At 72.2% G+C, this 17,390-nt stretch carries 4 protein-coding genes; all 4 read left to right on the top strand.

Annotated elements, in window-relative coordinates:
* Positions 1–2,499: type I polyketide synthase (locus ACFY61_RS26885; protein ID WP_389475962.1), on the top strand; the 2,499-nt coding region annotated here is incomplete at its 5' end.
* Positions 2,496–14,252 carry an SDR family NAD(P)-dependent oxidoreductase gene (locus ACFY61_RS26880; RefSeq protein WP_389475960.1) on the top strand — a complete coding sequence of 3,919 codons (11,757 nt, stop codon included), beginning with the start codon at positions 2,496–2,498 and terminating at the stop codon, positions 14,250–14,252. The genes ACFY61_RS26885 and ACFY61_RS26880, both read left to right, overlap by 4 nt.
* Before the next feature lie 9 nt (positions 14,253–14,261).
* A complete protein-coding gene (locus ACFY61_RS26875; protein WP_389475958.1) occupies positions 14,262–15,809 on the top strand; it encodes an MFS transporter in 1,548 nt (515 codons plus the stop codon).
* 279 nt (positions 15,810–16,088) lie between these two features.
* Entirely contained in the window at positions 16,089–17,312 is a 1,224-nt protein-coding gene (metK, locus tag ACFY61_RS26870; RefSeq protein ID WP_389475956.1) for a methionine adenosyltransferase, read from the top strand.
* The last annotated feature ends 78 nt before the right edge of the window (positions 17,313–17,390 follow it).

Genomic DNA, 17,390 nt, shown 5'->3' with positions numbered 1-17,390 from the left:
CACCGCGACTCCCCCTGGCTCACCGACCACACCGTGTTCGGCACGGTCATCGTCCCCGGCACCGCCCTCCTCGACCTCGCACTCGCCGCCGGCCAACACCTCGGAACGCAACGAGTCGAAGAACTCACCCTCCTCGAACCCGTCGTCCTCCCCGAAAACGACGACCTCCGCCTCCAGATCACCGTCACCGACAACCACCTCACCATCCACACCCGCCACCACGACACCTGGACCCACCACGCCACCGGCCGACTCGGCGAAGTCACTGCCCTGAGTTCCGAAGACTTCGAACCCCTGCGGCAGTGGCCCGTCGCCGGCGCGGAGCAGATCGATCTGGACGCCTTCTACGAGCGCTTCTGCGATCAGGGAATCGAGTACGGGCCTGCCTTCCAGGGGCTGACGGAGCTCTGGCGCAAGGACGAGAACGTGTACGGGCTCGTCCGGCTGCCCGACGGCGAAGCCGTGGGGGACTTCTGCATCCATCCCGCCCTGCTTGACGCCGCCCTGCACGCCATGAAGGGTCTGAAGGCCGATGAGGGAGTTCTGCTCCCGTTCGAGTGGACCGGTGTGCAGGTGGAAAAGGTCGCGGGCACCGCGCTCCGCGTGCATGCACGACTGGATACCGAAGGATCGGTCGCCAGGCTCGCGGTAGCCGACGAGTACGGAACGCCGGTGGCCAGCGCGGACGGTCTGCTCCTGCGTGAGGCGAGCCCCGAGCAGATCCGTGCGGGTGTGAGGGTCGACAACCTGTTCCGGGTGGAGTTCCAGCCGGTCACCAGCCCGGTGACGGCAGCGGCCGAGCGGACCGTCATCGACGCCCGCGCCTGGACCGGCACCCTCACCGAGATCGCGTCACGCGGCCTGACCGCCCTCCAGGGAGCCCTCACCGACGCCGCGACGACCGGCGAACTCGTCCTCGTCACCAGCAGGGCCGTCGACGACCCCGCCCAGGCCACCCTGTGGGGACTCGCCCGTTCCGCACGCAACGAACACCCCGAACACGTCATCCGTCTCATCGACACCGACGACGACGAGGCACTCAGCGCAGCGCTCCAGGTGACCGGCGAGCCCGAGTTGCTGGCGCGTGACGGGCAGCTCCTCGCCCCCCGCCTCGTCCGCGCCACAGCCGTACAGGACGACACCACCCGAAGGCTGGACCCCGAGGGAACGGTCCTGATCACCGGCGGCACCGGCGAGCTCGGCCAAGCCCTCGCCCACCACCTCGTGACCCGACACGGCATCCGCCACCTCGTCCTCACCAACCGCCGAGGCGACCAAACCCCCCACGCGCAACACCTCGTCACCGAGCTGACCGAAGCCGGGGCCGAAACCGTCCGCGTCCTCGCCTGCGACGCCGCCGACCCCGACCAGGTCCGGACGCTCCTGACCGACATCGACCCGTCCCGTCCCTGGACCGGGATCTTCCACCTCGCCGCCGTCCTCGACGACGGACTCCTCACCCACCAAACCACCCAACGCCTCAACCGAGTCCTCGAACCCAAGACCCTTGGTGCGCTCCACCTGCACGAGGTGTCCACCGAACTCGGCCTCAACCTCGACGCGTTCGTCCTCTACTCCTCCGCCTCCGGCGTCCTGGGCACCCCCGGCCAAAGCAACTACGCCGCCGCCAACACCGCCCTCGACGCCCTCGCCACACACCGCCGCAACCAGGGCCTGCCCGCCACCAGCCTCTCCTGGGGCCTATGGCAACAAACCGGAACCGGCCTGACCGCAACCCTCACCCACGCCGACATCTCACGCATGCACCGCCAAGGCTTCGGCGCCCTCACACAAACCCAAGCCCTCACCGCCCTCGACGCAGCCCTCACCCAACCCCACCCCCACCTCGTCCCCGTCAAGCTGGACACCACACGCCTCGAGAACACCCCCGCCCTGCTCCGCGGGCTCGTCCGCCGGCCCACCCGACGCACCACCACCCCCACCACCGACCGCGCCGAGCAGTCCTTCACCGCACGACTGCACGCCCTCACCGAAACCGACCGGCTGCCCTACCTCCTCCGCATCGTCCGGGAAGAAGCCGCCGTCGTCCTCGGCGCACCCACCCCCGACACCATCGGCGAACACCAGGCCTTCAAAGAGCTCGGCCTGGACTCCCTCATGGCCGTCGAACTCCGACGCCGCCTCTCCACCACCACCGGCACCACCCTCCCCGCCACCCTCGCCTTCGACCACCCCACCCCCACCGCCGTCGCCAACCTCCTGCATGCACAGCTCGCCCCTGCGACCTCAGCCGCTACCGCGCCCCCGAGCCAGCGGGAGCGGCATGTGACGAAGACGCAGATAGACAGCGTCGTCGACCTGTTGCGCAGCGCGACTCCGCAGCAAATCGAGGAGCTCGGGCTAGTCTCCCGCCTCCTGGAACTCAAGGACGGCCTCGCCGTGGCCGTCGTCCCCGAAGCACTGGAGCCCGAGCTTGAGTCCGGTAGCACGGACGACCTCCTCCAGTTCCTCGACCGCAAGCTTGGAGTGAACTCGTGACCGCGTCCCAAGTCGAGAAGCTTGAGTCCTACCTGCGCCGCGCCACCACGGCTCTGGTGGAGACGGAGAAGGAGCTGAGCGCGGAGCGTGCTGCGCGTTCGGAGCCGATCGCGGTCGTGTCGATGGCATGCCGCCTGCCGGGCGGGATCGACACTCCGGAGGGGTTGTGGGAGCTGCTGGCTTCCGGTGGGGACGCCATCGGTCCGTTCCCGTCCCGGTGGGACGGGCTGGACCTGTACGACCCCGACCCGGAGGCGGTCGGCAAGAGCTACACCCGCCAGGGCGGCTTCGTGAGGGACGCCGAGGGCTTCGATGCGTCCTTCTTCGGGATCTCGCCACGTGAGGCGCTGTCGATGGACCCGCAGCAGCGGCTCGTCCTCGAAACCGCCTGGGAGGCGCTGGAGCGGGCCGGCATCCGACCCGAGTCACTGCGCGAGAGCCGCACGGGCGTCTACCTGGGGGCGATGAGCTCCGACTACGGCAATCAGCAGGGTTACGACCTGGACGCCCTCGACGGCTACGTCAGTACGGGCAATGCGAGCAGCGTCGTGTCGGGCCGGGTGTCGTACGCCCTCGGCTTGCAGGGGCCCGCGGTCACCGTGGACACCGCGTGCTCGTCCTCGCTCGTGGCGCTGCACCTGGCGGTGACTGCGCTGCGGCAGGGCGAGTGCGAGATGGCGCTGGTCGGCGGTGTGACCGTGATGTCGACCCCGTCGACCATGGTCGAGTTCAGCCGTCTCAGGGGCGCCGCGGCCGACGGACGCTCGAAGAGCTTCTCGTCCCAGGCTGACGGGACCGGCTTGTCCGAGGGTGCGGGTGTGCTGGTGGTGAAGCGGCTGTCCGCCGCCCAGCGCGACGGCGACCGCGTCCTCGCCGTCATCCGAGGCTCCGCCATCAACCAGGACGGCGCCAGCAACGGACTCACCGCCCCCAACGGCCCCTCCCAACAACGCGTCATCCACGACGCACTCACCGCCAGCGGCCTCACCCCCGCCGACATCGACGCCATCGAAGCCCACGGAACCGGAACCTCCCTCGGCGACCCCATCGAAGCCGGAGCCCTCGCCCAAGTCTTCGGACGACACGAAATCCACCTCGGATCGGTCAAATCCAACCTCGGCCACACCCAAGCCGCCGCAGGCGTCGTCGGCGTCATGAAGATGGTCCTCGCACTCCAGCACGACACCCTCCCGGCAACCCTGCACGCGGATGAGCCCAGTCCGCACGTCGACTGGGCGGACAGTGGCCTCACCCTGCTCCAGCGGGCCCGTGACTGGCCCAAGGGCGAGCGGGTCCGGCGCGCGGGCGTTTCGTCGTTCGGGCTGAGCGGCACCAACGCGCACGTGGTGCTGGAGGAAGCTCCGGTGGTCGAGGCTCGGGACGAGCCGCGGACCACTGCTCCGGCTCCTGTTCCTGTTTCTGTTCCTGTTCCTGTTCCGGTGGTGGTGTCGGGGCACACGGCCGCCGCGCGCGCGGAGAACGCGGGCCGGCTGGCGGACTGGCTGGAGGCACGCCCGGAATCGGTGCTCGCGGACGTCGCGTACTCGGCTGCCCGGCGCACGGCCTTCCCCTACCGGGCCGGTGTCGTCGCAGGGTCGATGGACGAACTGATCACCGGACTGCGAACCATCGCCCACGACGACGCCACCGGCACGGGTCCGGTCACCGCCGCACCGCGCCTGGCGTTCCTCTTCTCCGGACAGGGCGCGCAGCGCCCGGGCATGGGCCGCGACCTGTATCAGGCCTTCCCCGCCTTCGCCGAAGCCTTCGACGCCGTGTGCGCGCACTTCGGGGAGGACGTGAAGCAGATCGCGTTCTCCTCCGGCGACGACATCCACGACACGAACATCACCCAGCCCGCCCTCTTCGCCTACGAGGTCGCTCTCTACCGGCTCGTGGAGTCCTTCGGGGTCCGGCCCGATGCGGTCACCGGGCACTCGGTGGGCGAGATCGCCGCCGCACACGTCGCCGGTGTCCTGTCGCTGGCCGACGCCTGCACCCTCGTAGCGGCCCGAGCCCGCCTCATGGGCGAACTGCCCCGCGGCGGAGCCATGGTCTCCGTCCGCGCCGGCGAGGCGGACGTACGTGAACTGATCACCGGCAATGTCGACATCGCCGCCGTCAACGGGCCGCAGTCAGTGGTGCTCTCCGGTGGCGAGGAAGCCGTCCTCGCGCTGGCCGCGGTCCTGGAGGAGCGAGGCCACAAGACCCGGCGCCTGACCGTCTCGCACGCGTTCCACTCCACCCTGATGGAACCCATGCTCGACGCCTTCCACCAGATCACCCGCACGCTCACCTACAACCCGCCCACCATCGACATGCCACCCGTCGACGGCCAGCGGGACGCCGACTACTGGGTCCGGCACGTCCGCGACACCGTCCACTTCGACCAGCAGATCCACCACCTCGACCAGGCCGGCACCCGCCACTACCTCGAAATCGGGCCCCAGGCGGTCCTCACCCCCCTCACCGCCGAGAACCTGCCCGAAGACACCACCAGCCACCTCACCCCCACCACCCAACGCCACACCAACGAGGTGCAGGGCTTCCTGACCGCACTCCTCGAACTCCACACCCACGGCCACACCATCGACTGGACACCCGCCCTCGCCACCGGAACCCACCTCGACCTCCCCACCTACGCCTTCCAACGCGAGCGGTACTGGATCGAGCTCCCCCGCACGTCCAACGTGACCTCCGCCGGCCTCGAAGCCGGTGACCATCCGTGGCTGGCCGCGGTCACGGAGCTGGCTGACGGTGAAGGGCACGTGTTCAGCGGCCGGATCTCGCGCCGAGAGTTCCCCTGGCTCACCGACCACACGGTGCACGGCACCGTCATCGTCCCCGGCACGGCCGTCCTGGAACTGGCGCTTACGGTCGGTCATCACGTGGGAGCCGGCCGAGTCGAGGAGCTCACCCTGCTGGAGCCGCTCGTCCTGCCCGAGGAGGGCGACCTGCGCCTCCAGGTCACCGTCAACCAGGGACACGTCGCCGTGTTCAGCCGACGCGACGAGTCCTGGACCCAGCACGCCAGCGGCCGACTGGGCGCAGAGCAGACGCTCACCTCCGAAGGTTTCGAAGGCCTGGTGCAGTGGCCTGTGGTCGGCGCTGCACAGATCGAGCTGGACGGCTTCTACGAGCGCCTGGAGGGTCTTGGCATCGAGTACGGGCCGGCCTTCCGCGGGCTTGCCGAGCTCTGGCGCGACGAGCAGAGCGCCTACGGGCTCGTCCGGCTACCGCAGGACACGCCTGCGGGCGAGTTCGGTGTCCACCCTGCGCTGTTGGACGCCGCGCTGCACACGCTCCTTCCCTCTCACGACACCGTCGCGCTGCCGTTCGAGTGGACCGGTGTGCAGCTGGAAAAGGTCGCGGGCACCGCGCTGCGCGTACGCGCAGAGCTGGACGTCGAAGAGGGAGTGGCACGCATCTGGCTGGCCGACGAGGCCGGAGACCCTGTTGCCCGTGTGGAGGGTCTCCAGGTCCGTGAGGCCACTCCAGAACAGATCCGTGCGGGTGTGAGGGTCGACAACCTGTTCCGGGTGGAGTTCCAGCCGGTCACCAGCCCGGTGACGGCAGCAGCCGAGCGGACCGTCATCGACGCCCGCGCCTGGACCGGCACCCTCACCGAGATCGCGTCACGCGGCCTGACCACCCTCCAAGAAGCCCTCACCGACGCCACCACGACCGGCGAACTCGTACTCGTCACCAACGGCGCCATCGACGACCCCGCACAAGCCACCCTGTGGGGACTCGCCCGCTCCGCACGCAACGAACACCCCGAACACGTCATCCGTCTCATCGACACCAACGACGACGAGGCACTCAGCGCAGCGCTCCAGGTGACCGGCGAACCCGAGTTGCTGGCGCGTGACGGGCAGCTCCTCGCCCCCCGCCTCGTCCGCGCCACAGCAGCACATGACGACACCACCCGAAGGCTGGACCCCGAGGGAACGGTCCTGATCACCGGCGGCACCGGCGAGCTCGGCCAAGCCCTCGCCCACCACCTCGTGACCCGACACGGCATCCGCCACCTCGTCCTCACCAACCGCCGAGGCGACTCACAACACCTCGTCACCGAGCTGACCGAAGCCGGGGCCGAAACCGTCCGCGTCCTCGCCTGCGACGCCGCCGACCCCGACCAGGTCCGGACACTGCTGACCGACATCGACCCGTCCCACCCCTGGACCGGCATCTTCCACCTCGCCGCCGTCCTCGACGACGGACTCCTCACCCACCAAACCACCCAACGCCTCACACAGGTCATGGCACCCAAAACCCTCGGCGCCCTCCACCTGCACGAGGTGTCCACCCAACTCGGCCTCAACCTCGCCGCCTTCGTCCTCTACTCCTCCGCCTCCGGCGTCCTCGGCACCCCCGGCCAAAGCAACTACGCCGCCGCCAACACCGCCCTCGACGCCCTCGCCACACACCGCCACCACCACGGCCTGCCCGCCACCAGCCTCTCCTGGGGCCTATGGCAACAAACCGGAACCGGCCTGACCGCAACCCTCACCCACGCCGACATCTCACGCATGCACCGCCAAGGCTTCGGCGCCCTCACACACACCCAAGCCCTCACCACCCTCGACGCAGCCCTCACCCAACCCCACCCCCACCTCGTCCCCGTCAAACTGGACACCACACGCCTCGAGAACACCCCCGCCCTGCTCCGCGGGCTCGTCCGCCGGCCCACCCGACGCACCACCACCCCCACCACCGACCGCGCCGAGCAGTCCTTCACCGCACAACTGCACGCCCTCACCGAAACCGACCGGCTGCCCTACCTCCTCCGCATCGTCCGGGAAGAAGCCGCCGTCGTCCTCGGCGCACCCACCCCCGACACCATCGGCGAACACCAGGCCTTCAAAGAACTCGGCCTCGACTCCCTCATGGCCGTCGAACTCCGACGCCGCCTCTCCACAACCACCGGCACCACCCTCCCCGCCACCCTCGCCTTCGACCACCCCACCCCCACCGCCGTCGCCAACCTCCTACTGGAGCGTCTTGACGCCGCGGCCGGGCCGGAGGCGCGGGTACGCGGGTCGGCGACAGTCGGTGTACGGGAGGGCGGGGCGGCCGACGAACCTGTCGCGGTCGTGTCGATGGCGTGCCGCCTGCCGGGCGGGATCGACAGCCCGGAGGGGTTGTGGGAGCTGCTGGCTTCCGGTGGGGACGCCATCGGTCCTTTCCCGTCCCGGTGGGACGGGCTGGACCTGTACGACCCCGACCCGGAGGCGGTCGGCAAGAGCTACGTGCGTGAAGGCGGCTTCCTGGAGGGGCTGGAGGAGTTCGATGCCGCCTTCTTCGGGATCTCGCCGCGTGAGGCGCTGTCGATGGACCCGCAGCAGCGGCTCGTCCTCGAAACCGCCTGGGAGGCGCTGGAGCGGGCCGGCATCCGGCCCGAGTCCCTGCGCGAGAGCCGCACCGGCGTCTACCTGGGGGCGATGAGCTCCGACTACGACCGTCAGGGGCAGGGGCTGGAAGCCCTGGACGGGTACATGAGCACGGGCAACGCGAGCAGTGTGATCTCCGGGCGCGTGTCGTACGCGCTCGGGTTGCAGGGGCCGGCCGTGACGGTCGACACGGCCTGTTCTTCCTCGCTGGTCGCGCTGCACCTGGCTACGGCCGCGCTGCGGCAGGGCGAGTGCGAGATGGCGCTGGTCGGCGGTGTGACCGTGATGTCGACCCCGTCGACGTTCGTGGAGTTCAGCCGGCTGAAGGGCACGGCTGCGGATGCGCGGTGCAAGAGCTTCTCGGCGCGGGCGGACGGTGCGATCTGGGCCGAGGGTGCGGGTGTGCTGGTGGTGAAGCGGCTGTCCGCCGCCCAGCGCGACGGCGACCACGTCCTCGCCGTCATCCGAGGCTCCGCCATCAACCAGGACGGCGCCAGCAACGGACTCACCGCCCCCAACGGCCCCTCCCAACAACGCGTCATCCACGACGCACTCACCGCCAGCGGCCTCACCCCCACCGACATCGACGCCATCGAAGCCCACGGAACCGGAACCTCCCTCGGCGACCCCATCGAAGCCGGAGCCCTCGCCCAAGTCTTCGGACGACACGAAATCCACCTCGGATCGGTCAAATCCAACCTCGGCCACACCCAAGCCGCCGCAGGCGTCGTCGGCGTCATGAAGATGGTCCTCGCACTCCAGCACGACACCCTCCCGGCAACCCTGCACGCCGACGAACCCACACCGCACATCGACTGGGACTCCACCGGCCTCACCCTCCTCCGGCAGCCACGGCCCTGGAACCGCGGACCGCGCACGCGCCGCGCGGGCGTTTCGTCGTTCGGCCTCAGCGGAACCAACGCGCACGTGGTCCTGGAAGAGGCCCCGGTCGTCGTGGAGGCGCCGGGTGCGCCCGCCGGGGCACCGCCCGCGCGGCCCGCGCTGCCCGCGCTGCCGCTGCTGGTGTCGGGCGGGGACGAGGAGGCTTTGCGTGCGCAGGCCGCGCGCTGGGCGGACTGGCTGACGGCGCACCCGGAGACGCCGTTCGCCGACGTCGCGTTCACGGCGGCGCTGCGGCGGACGCACATGGAGCACCGTGCGGGTGTCGTCGCGTCGGGGGTCGCGGAGGCCGTGGCCGGGCTGCGTGCGCTGGCCGACGGGATCTCGCATCCGCTCCTGGTGACCGGGACGGCCGCGGAGCGGGGTCGGCCCGTGTTCGTGTTCCCGGGGCAGGGCAGTCAGTGGCGGGGCATGGGTCGCCGGCTGCTCGCCGAGTCCGACGTGTTCCGGGAGACGGTCGAGGCGTGTGACGCCGCGTTGCTGCCGTGGACGGGCTGGTCGGTGCGGGATCTGCTGGCCGCCCCGGAGAACGCCGAGGATGCCGAGGATGCCGAGGACGCCGAAGGTGCCGGGGATCGGCGCGGGTTGCCGCCGTTCGACCGGATCGACGTGGTGCAGCCCGCGCTGTTCACGGTGATGGTCGGCCTGGCCGCGGTGTGGCGTTCGCTGGGTGTGGAGCCGGCCGCGGTGGTCGGCAGCAGCCAGGGGGAGGTGCCGGCGGCCGTGGTCGCCGGGGCGTTGTCGCTCGAGGACGGTGCCCGGCTGGTGGCGCAGCGGAGTCTGGCGTTGCTGCGGGAGTGCAGCGGGCGCGGCGGTATGGCGCTGGTGGAGCTGCCGGTCGCGGAGGTGGAGGAGCTGATCGCGCCGTACGGTGCGGCGCTGTCGGTGGCGGTGGTCAACACGGCTTCGTCGACGGTGGTGTCCGGTGACGCGGACGCGGTGGAACGGTTGCTGGCCGCGCTGGACGGGCGTGAGGTGTTCTGCCGTCGGGTGCAGTCCGACGCGGCCGGGCACAGTGCCCACATGGATCCGATCCTGCCGTGGCTGGCGGAGGAGCTGGCCGGGCTGCGGCCGCGCGCGTCGGCCGTGCCGTTCTATTCGACGGTGACCGGGGCGGTCGTGGCCGGGGAGGAGCTGGACGCGGCGTACTGGTGCCGGAACCTGCGGGAGACGGTGCGGCTGGACCGGGCCCTGGGGAGTCTGGCCGCGGACGGGTTCGGGGTGTTCGTCGAGGTCAGTCCGCATCCCGTGCTGGGGATGCCGTTGACGGACGCCTGCTCGGCCGGCGGTGGTCTCGTCGTGGGCAGTCTGGTGCGGGAGCGGGGGGACGTGGCGCAGTTGCTGCGTTCGCTCGCCGTGCTGCACGCGGAGGGGCACGCGGTGGACCTGCCGGTCCTGTTCGGGGTTGGCGGTGTCCCGGTGGACCTGCCGACGTACGCGTTCCGGCGGCGGCGTTACTGGCCGGAGCCGGTGGTGCGGCGACGCGCGGGGGGTGCGGGTGAGGCCGCCTCGATGGGGCTGGTGGCGTCCGGGCACCCCTGGCTGGGTGCGGCGACGGCGCTGGCCGAGGGTGAGGGGCATCTGCTGACCGGGCGGATCTCGGTGGCGGACCAGCCGTGGCTGGCCGAGCACGCGATCGCCGGGACGGTGCTGGTGCCCGGTACGGGTCTGTTGGACATGGCGTTCGCGGCGGCGCGGGCGGTGGGTGCGGCGCGGGTCGCCGAGCTGACCCTGGCCCAGCCGATGGTGCTGCATCCGGGGGTCGCGCTGCGGCTCCAGGTACGGGTGGGGGCGCCGGACGGCGGGGGCCGGCGGGTGGTGTCGGTGCACAGCCGGCCGGAGGACGCGTCGGAGGACGTGGCGTGGTCCCGGAACGCGACCGGTGAGCTGGCGGACGGGCCGGCCTCGGCGGGTGCGGCGGGTGCGGCGGACGTCGTGGCGGGTGCTGCCGGCTGGCCGGTGCCCGGGGCGGAGCCGGTCGCGCTGGACGGGTTCTACGAGCGCTGTGAGGAGCGGGGGCTGGAGTACGGGCCGCTCTTCCAGGGGCTGGTGGAGGCCTGGCGGTCGGGTGACGCGGTGCTCGGGACCGTGCGGTTGCCGGAGGACGCGGCGGAGGACGCGGCGGAGGCCGTGGCCGGGTACGGAGTGCATCCGGCGCTGCTGGACGCGGCGCTGCACCTGCTGGCGGCGGCGGACGAGGGCGGCACGGACGGGAGCGGTACGGAGGGGAGCGGTACGGACGGCGGCGGTGCGGAAGGCGGCGGTGCGGACACCGTGCTGATGCCGTTCGCCTGGTCCGACGTGGTCCTGTACGCCACGGGCGGGACCGAGTTGCGGGTGCGGGCCGAGCGGACCGGGGAATCGGCGGTCCGGCTGGTGGTGACCGACCCGGCGGGCGGGCTGGTGCTGACGGCCGGCGGTCTGGAGGCGCGGCGGGCCGAGGTCGCCGCGCTGCGTGCGGCGACGGCGCCGCGGGCGGGTGTGGAGCACCTGTTCGTGCTCGGGCACCAGCCGCTGGAGCCGGAGCGGATCCCGGAGGTCCCGGAGGTCCCGGAGGTCGCGGAGGTCGCGGAGGGTGCCGGGGCGGCGGACGGGCCGCCGGTGCTGACCGGTTTCGGCGACGGCGGGTTCGTCGGCGAGTGGCTGGGGGTCGAGGCGGTGGCCGGGGACGGGACCCTGCCGGGGTTCACCGGGCCGGGGTCCACCGGTCCGGGGCCGGCCCGGGTGGTGGTCGACCTGACCGGGCCGGCGGCGACCGCTTCCGCGGGGAGCGCCGCGGATGCGGGGCAGGTCGGGGAAGTGACGGTCCGGGTGCTGCGGCAGGTGCAGGAGTTCCTGTCGGATCCGGTGCTCGACGGCACGGAGATCGTGTGGGTCACCCGGGACGCGTCGGTGGCCCGGCCGGAGGACCGGGCCGGGCTGCCGGCCGAGGCGCCGCTGGCCGGTCTGCTGCGGGCGGTGCGGGCGGAGCATCCGGGCCGGTCGCTGCGGCTGGTCGACGTGGGTTCGGACGTGACCGACCGGGGGCTGCTGGCGCGGGCCCTGGCGGTGGAGGGCGAGCCGGAGCTGGTGCTGCGCGGTGACGGCGTGCTGGTGCCGCGGCTGCTGCGGGCGGCGGCCGCGGACGCGGCGGTCGCGCCGGGTCCGGGCGGGCAGCCCTGGTACCTGGACATCCGGGAGCGGGGCCGGCTGGACGCGTTCGCGTTCCGGGTGGCGCAGCCGGAGCCGCTGCCGGCCGGGCACGTGCGGGTTGCGGTCCGGGCGGCGGGCATGAACTTCCGGGACGTGCTCAACGCGCTGGACGTGGTGCGGTCGCCGCGGCTGGGTCTGGAGTGCGCCGGTGTCGTGGTGGAGGCGGCGCCCGACGTGACGGGCCTGCGTCCCGGGGACCGGGTGATGGGTCTGGCCACGGGCACGTTCGGCACCGAGGTGTGCGTGGACGCGCGGCTGATGGTGCGGATCCCGGACGGCTTGTCGTTCGTGCGGGCGGCCACGGTCCCCCTGGTGTTCCTGACGGCCTACTACGGCCTGCACGACCTGGGCGGGCTGCGGGCCGGCGAGCGGCTGCTGGTGCATGCCGCGGCCGGTGGTGTGGGCATGGCCGCGGTGCAGTTGGCGCGGCACTTCGGGGCCGAGGCTTTCGGTACGGCGGGGCCCGCGAAGTGGGAGCACCTTCGGGCGCTGGGCCTGCCGGACGAGCGGATCGCCTCGTCCCGCGACACCGGGTTCGAGGGGGTGTGGCGGGAGGCCACCGGGGGCCGCGGGTTCGACGTGGTGCTGAACTCGCTGACCGGGGAGTTCGTGGACGCGTCGCTGCGGCTGATGCCGGGCGGTGGCCGGTTCCTGGAGATGGGCAAGACGGACATCCGGGATGCCGGGCGGGTCGCGGCGGACCATCCGGGGGTGGCGTACCGGGCGTACGACCTGCGGGACGCGGGCGCGGACCGGATCCAGGAGATGCTGCTGGTGGTCGCCGGGCTGCTGGCGGAGGGTGTGCTCGCGCCGCTGCCGTACGAGGCCTTCGACGTGCGGGAGGCTCCGGCCGCGTTCCGGCACATGGCGCAGGGCCGTCACGTCGGGAAGATCGTGCTGACGGTGCCGGGGGTACCGGACCCGGACGGCACGGTGCTGGTGACGGGCGGTACGGGCGAGCTGGGCCGGCTGGTGGCGCGGCACCTGGTGCGCGAGCACGGGGTGCGGCACCTGGTGCTGACCTCGCGCCGGGGTCCGGACGCGCCGGGGACGGCGGAGCTGGTCGCCGGGCTGGAGGCGGCGGGCGCCCGTTCTGTGGTGGTCGAGGCCTGTGACGTGTCCCGGCGGGAGGAGGTCGCGGCGGTGCTGCGGTCGGTGCCCGCGGAGCGTCCGCTGACCGCGGTGGTGCACCTGGCCGCCGTCCTGGACGACGGGGTGGTGCAGAACCAGACGGCCGAGCGGTTCCGGCGGGTGCTGGATCCGAAGGTGGCGGGTGCCCTGCACCTACACGAGCTGACCGAGGGCATGGACCTATCGGCGTTCGTGCTGTTCTCGTCGGCGGCGGGCACGCTCGGCGCGCCGGGGCAGAGCAACTACGCGGCGGCGAACGCCTTCCTGGACGCGCTGGCCGTGTTCCGGCACAAGCGGGGCCTGCCGGCGGTGAGTCTGGCGTGGGGCCTGTGGGCGCAGAGCGGGATCGGGATGACCGCGCACCTCGGTGAGACGGAGCTGCGGCGGGTCCGGCGGCGGGGCGCGGAGGCGCTGTCCGCGGAGGAGGGCCTGGCGTTGCTGGACGCGGCGCTGGTCCGGCCGGAGGCGCTGCTGGTGCCGTTGAAGCTGGACGTCGCGGAGCTGGGCGGTGACGGGGGTGAGACCTCGGCGCTGTTGCGTGCGCTGGTCAGGCCCCGGCTGCGGCGGGTGAGGCCGCGGGATCCGAAGGCGGGGGGCGAGTCGTTCGCCGTGCGGCTGGCCCGGATGGCGCCGGAGGAGCGGATGGCCGCACTGTTGGGCACCGTGCAGGGTGAGGTCGCCGATGTGCTGGGGCTCGCCGGTGCGGGTGCGGTGCCGGCGGACAAGCGGCTGAAGGAGTTCGGCCTGGACTCGCTGATGGCGGTGGAGGTCCGCAACCGGCTCGCGAAGTTCCTGGGGATGTCGCTGCCGAGCACGATGGCGTTCGACTATCCGACGCCGCGGGCGATCGCCGAGTTCCTGCACGTGCGGCTGGACTTCGGGGCGCAGCCGGAGGTGGCGGAGCCGCCGCGGGATCCGGCACGGGCGGCGCGGTGGGCGCTGGAGCGGGTGACGCCGGCGCAGCTGGAGGAGAGCGGTCTGCTGGGCAGGCTGCTGGAGCTGGCCCGGGCCGGGGCGGGAGCCGAGGCCGCGGACGGGGCTGCGGACGGCGGTGCCGAGGACGCGTTGCGGGCCGCCGGGGAACTGACCGCCGAGGAGATGGACGAGGCGCTGGACGCCGTCCTGGGGAGTCTGTGAGTGAGTGACATGAACGAAACGATCTCCGCGGCGGCGGTGCCGCCCGGGCGGGCGTCGCGGCGCCGCTGGCTGGCGCTGGCGGTCGTGGGTGCGGCGATGTTCCTGGACACGCTGGACGCGTCGATCGTGACGGTGGTCCTGCCGGCGATCCAGACGGACCTGGACGGCGGCTACGCGATGGCGCAGTGGACGCTGGCGGGGTACACGCTGGCGTTCGGGCTGCTGCTGATCACGGGTGGCCGGCTGGGGGACGTGTTCGGGCGGAAGCGCGTCTTCATGGCGGGCGTCGCGGGGTTCACGGTGGCGTCGGTGGTGTGCGGGCTGTCGGTGAACGGCGAGATGCTGGTGGCCGGCCGGTTCGCGCAGGGGTTGATGGCGGCGCTGATGGTGCCGCAGACGATGGCGGTGGTCGTCACGCTGTTCCGGAAGGAGGAGTGGGCGAACGCGTTCACGCTGGTGGGGGTCGGGCTCATCGTCGGCAGTGTCAGCGGGCCGCTGCTGGGCGGGGTGCTGACCGAGCTGGACCTGCTGGGGCTGGGCTGGCGGGCGATCTTCCTGATCAACGTGCCGCTGGGGTTGCTGACTCTGCTGCTGGCGGTGTTCTTCGTGCCGGAGAGCAGGTCGGAGGAGCCGCTGCGGGTGGACGTGCTCGGCGTGGTGCTGCTGGCCGCGGCGGCCGTGGGTGTGCTGTACCCGCTGGTGCAGGGGCGCGAGGAGGGCTGGCCGGTGTGGATGTTCGCCGTGCTGGCGGCGGGGCTGGTGCTGCTGGTGGTGTTCGCCGGGCAGCAGCGGTCCCGGCACCGGCGGGACGGTTCGGCGCTGATCCCGCCGCCGCTGTTCCGGCCGCGTTCGTTCCGGGTCGGGCTGACGGTGACGCTGCTGTTCTACACGGGGATCAGTTCGTTCTTCCTGGTGCTCACCTACCACCTGCAGTTCGGGCTGGGCTGGTCGGTGTGGCGGACGGCGCTGGCGACGTCGGCGTGGCCGTTGGCGATCATCGCGGCCACGCAGGTGTCGTGGCGGGTGAAGTCGGTCGCCGGGCGCACGTGGGTGGGGGTCGGTTCCCTGGTGCTGGCGGCCGGGGTGCTGTGCGCGATCGTGTCGGTGCGGGTGTCGGGGGCGGGTCTGGCGCTGTGGCAGGTGTCGTTGGCGGGTGTGGTCATGGGGCTCGGCATGGGCCTGTGTTCGCCGGTGCTGACGGCGGTGGTGCTCGGGGACGTTCCTCCGAAGGACTCGGGGGTGGGTTCCGGTGTGGTGAACGCGTTCATGCAGCTGGGGTCGGCGGTCGGGATCGCCGTGGTCGGTCTGGTGTTCTTCGGGCTGGTCGGCGGGGACGGGGACGTGGGACTGGACGGGGGCCGGGACGGGTCCGGTGGCGGCGCGGTGGTGGGTGACGCGCTGGCGGCGACGCTCTGGTACAACGTGGCCGCGTTCCTGCTGACGGCGTTGCTGAGCCGGCTGCTGCCGGGGTCGGCCGGGCCGGCGGACGGGGCGGAGGGGGCGGACGGGAAGCCGGTGGCCGGGGAGGGCGTGGCCGCGGAGCCGGTCGCGCGCTGAGCGGTGGGCGGACGGCCGGGGCGGCCGGGCGTGAGCGTGCGCGTGCCCGGGCCGGTGCCGTCGACTGTGGGTCCAGTCCGTCTCGACCGGTCTGCGTGAGAGTCCGTAGCAGCTGTGCACCGGTTCTGGAGGGCCTGGAGGTCCTGGATGAGAACGATCGCCGCCCGGCGCGTGCGGCTGCTGTGGCTGCGCCTGCGCACGGGGCTCGGGGCCTGAGCCGCCCCCGCGCGCCCCCCGTCGCCTTTCCCACCGAACGTCCCCAACGCCTTGTGGAGAGTCATGTCCCGTCGTCTGTTCACCTCGGAATCCGTGACCGAGGGCCACCCCGACAAGATCGCCGACCAGATCAGCGACTCGATCCTCGACGCGCTGCTGCGCGAGGACCCCGCGTCCCGCGTCGCCGTGGAGACCCTGATCACCACCGGTCAGGTCCACGTCGCGGGCGAGGTCACGACCAAGGCGTACGCGCCGATCGCCCAGCTGGTCCGCGAGAAGATCCTGGAGATCGGTTACGACTCGTCCCGGAAGGGCTTCGACGGCGCTTCCTGCGGCGTGTCGGTGTCGATCGGTGCGCAGTCCCCGGACATCGCCCAGGGTGTCGACACCGCCTACGAGTCGCGGGTCGAGGGTGCCGCCGGAGGGGAGGGAGGGGACGAGCTGGACCGGCAGGGCGCGGGCGACCAGGGCCTGATGTTCGGTTACGCGTCGGACGAGACGCCGAACCTGATGCCGCTGCCGATCGAGCTGGCGCACCGGCTCTCCCGCCGGCTGACCGAGGTCCGCAAGGACGGCACCGTCCCCTACCTGCGCCCGGACGGCAAGACGCAGGTCACCATCGAGTACGACGGTGACCGGGCGGTCCGCCTGGACACGGTGGTGGTGTCCTCGCAGCACGCTGCGGACGTCGATCTGGAGGGTCTGCTCGCGCCGGACATCCGCGAGTTCGTGGTCGAGCACGTGCTCGGGCAGCTGGCCGAGGACGGCATCAAGCTGGACACCGAGGGCTACCGGCTGCTGGTCAACCCGACCGGCCGGTTCGAGATCGGCGGCCCGATGGGTGACGCCGGCCTGACCGGACGCAAGATCATCATCGACACGTACGGCGGCATGGCCCGCCACGGCGGCGGTGCCTTCTCCGGCAAGGACCCGTCCAAGGTCGACCGTTCGGCCGCCTACGCCATGCGCTGGGTCGCCAAGAACGTCGTGGCCGCGGGCCTGGCCTCCCGCTGCGAGGTCCAGGTCGCCTACGCCATCGGCAAGGCCGAGCCCGTCGGCCTGTTCGTGGAGACCTTCGGCACCGAGAAGACCGACGTGGCGAAGATCGAGAACGCCATCGCCGAGGTGTTCGACCTCCGCCCGGCCGCGATCATCCGCGACCTCGACCTGCTCCGTCCGATCTACGCCCAGACCGCCGCCTACGGCCACTTCGGCCGCGAGCTGCCGGACTTCACCTGGGAGCGCACCGACCGGGCCGAGCGGCTGAAGTCCGCCGCCGGCGTGTGATCCGCCGCCCGGACCGACGCCGGGAACGCCGCTGCCCCACTCCCTCCGGAGGGAGTGGGGCAGCGGCGTTCCCGGCGT

The sequence above is a fragment of the Streptomyces sp. NPDC012888 genome (genome assembly GCF_042900645.1).
Classification (GTDB): Bacteria; Actinomycetota; Actinomycetes; order Streptomycetales; family Streptomycetaceae; genus Streptomyces.
This window is presented reverse-complemented; position numbering and strand designations above follow the sequence as displayed.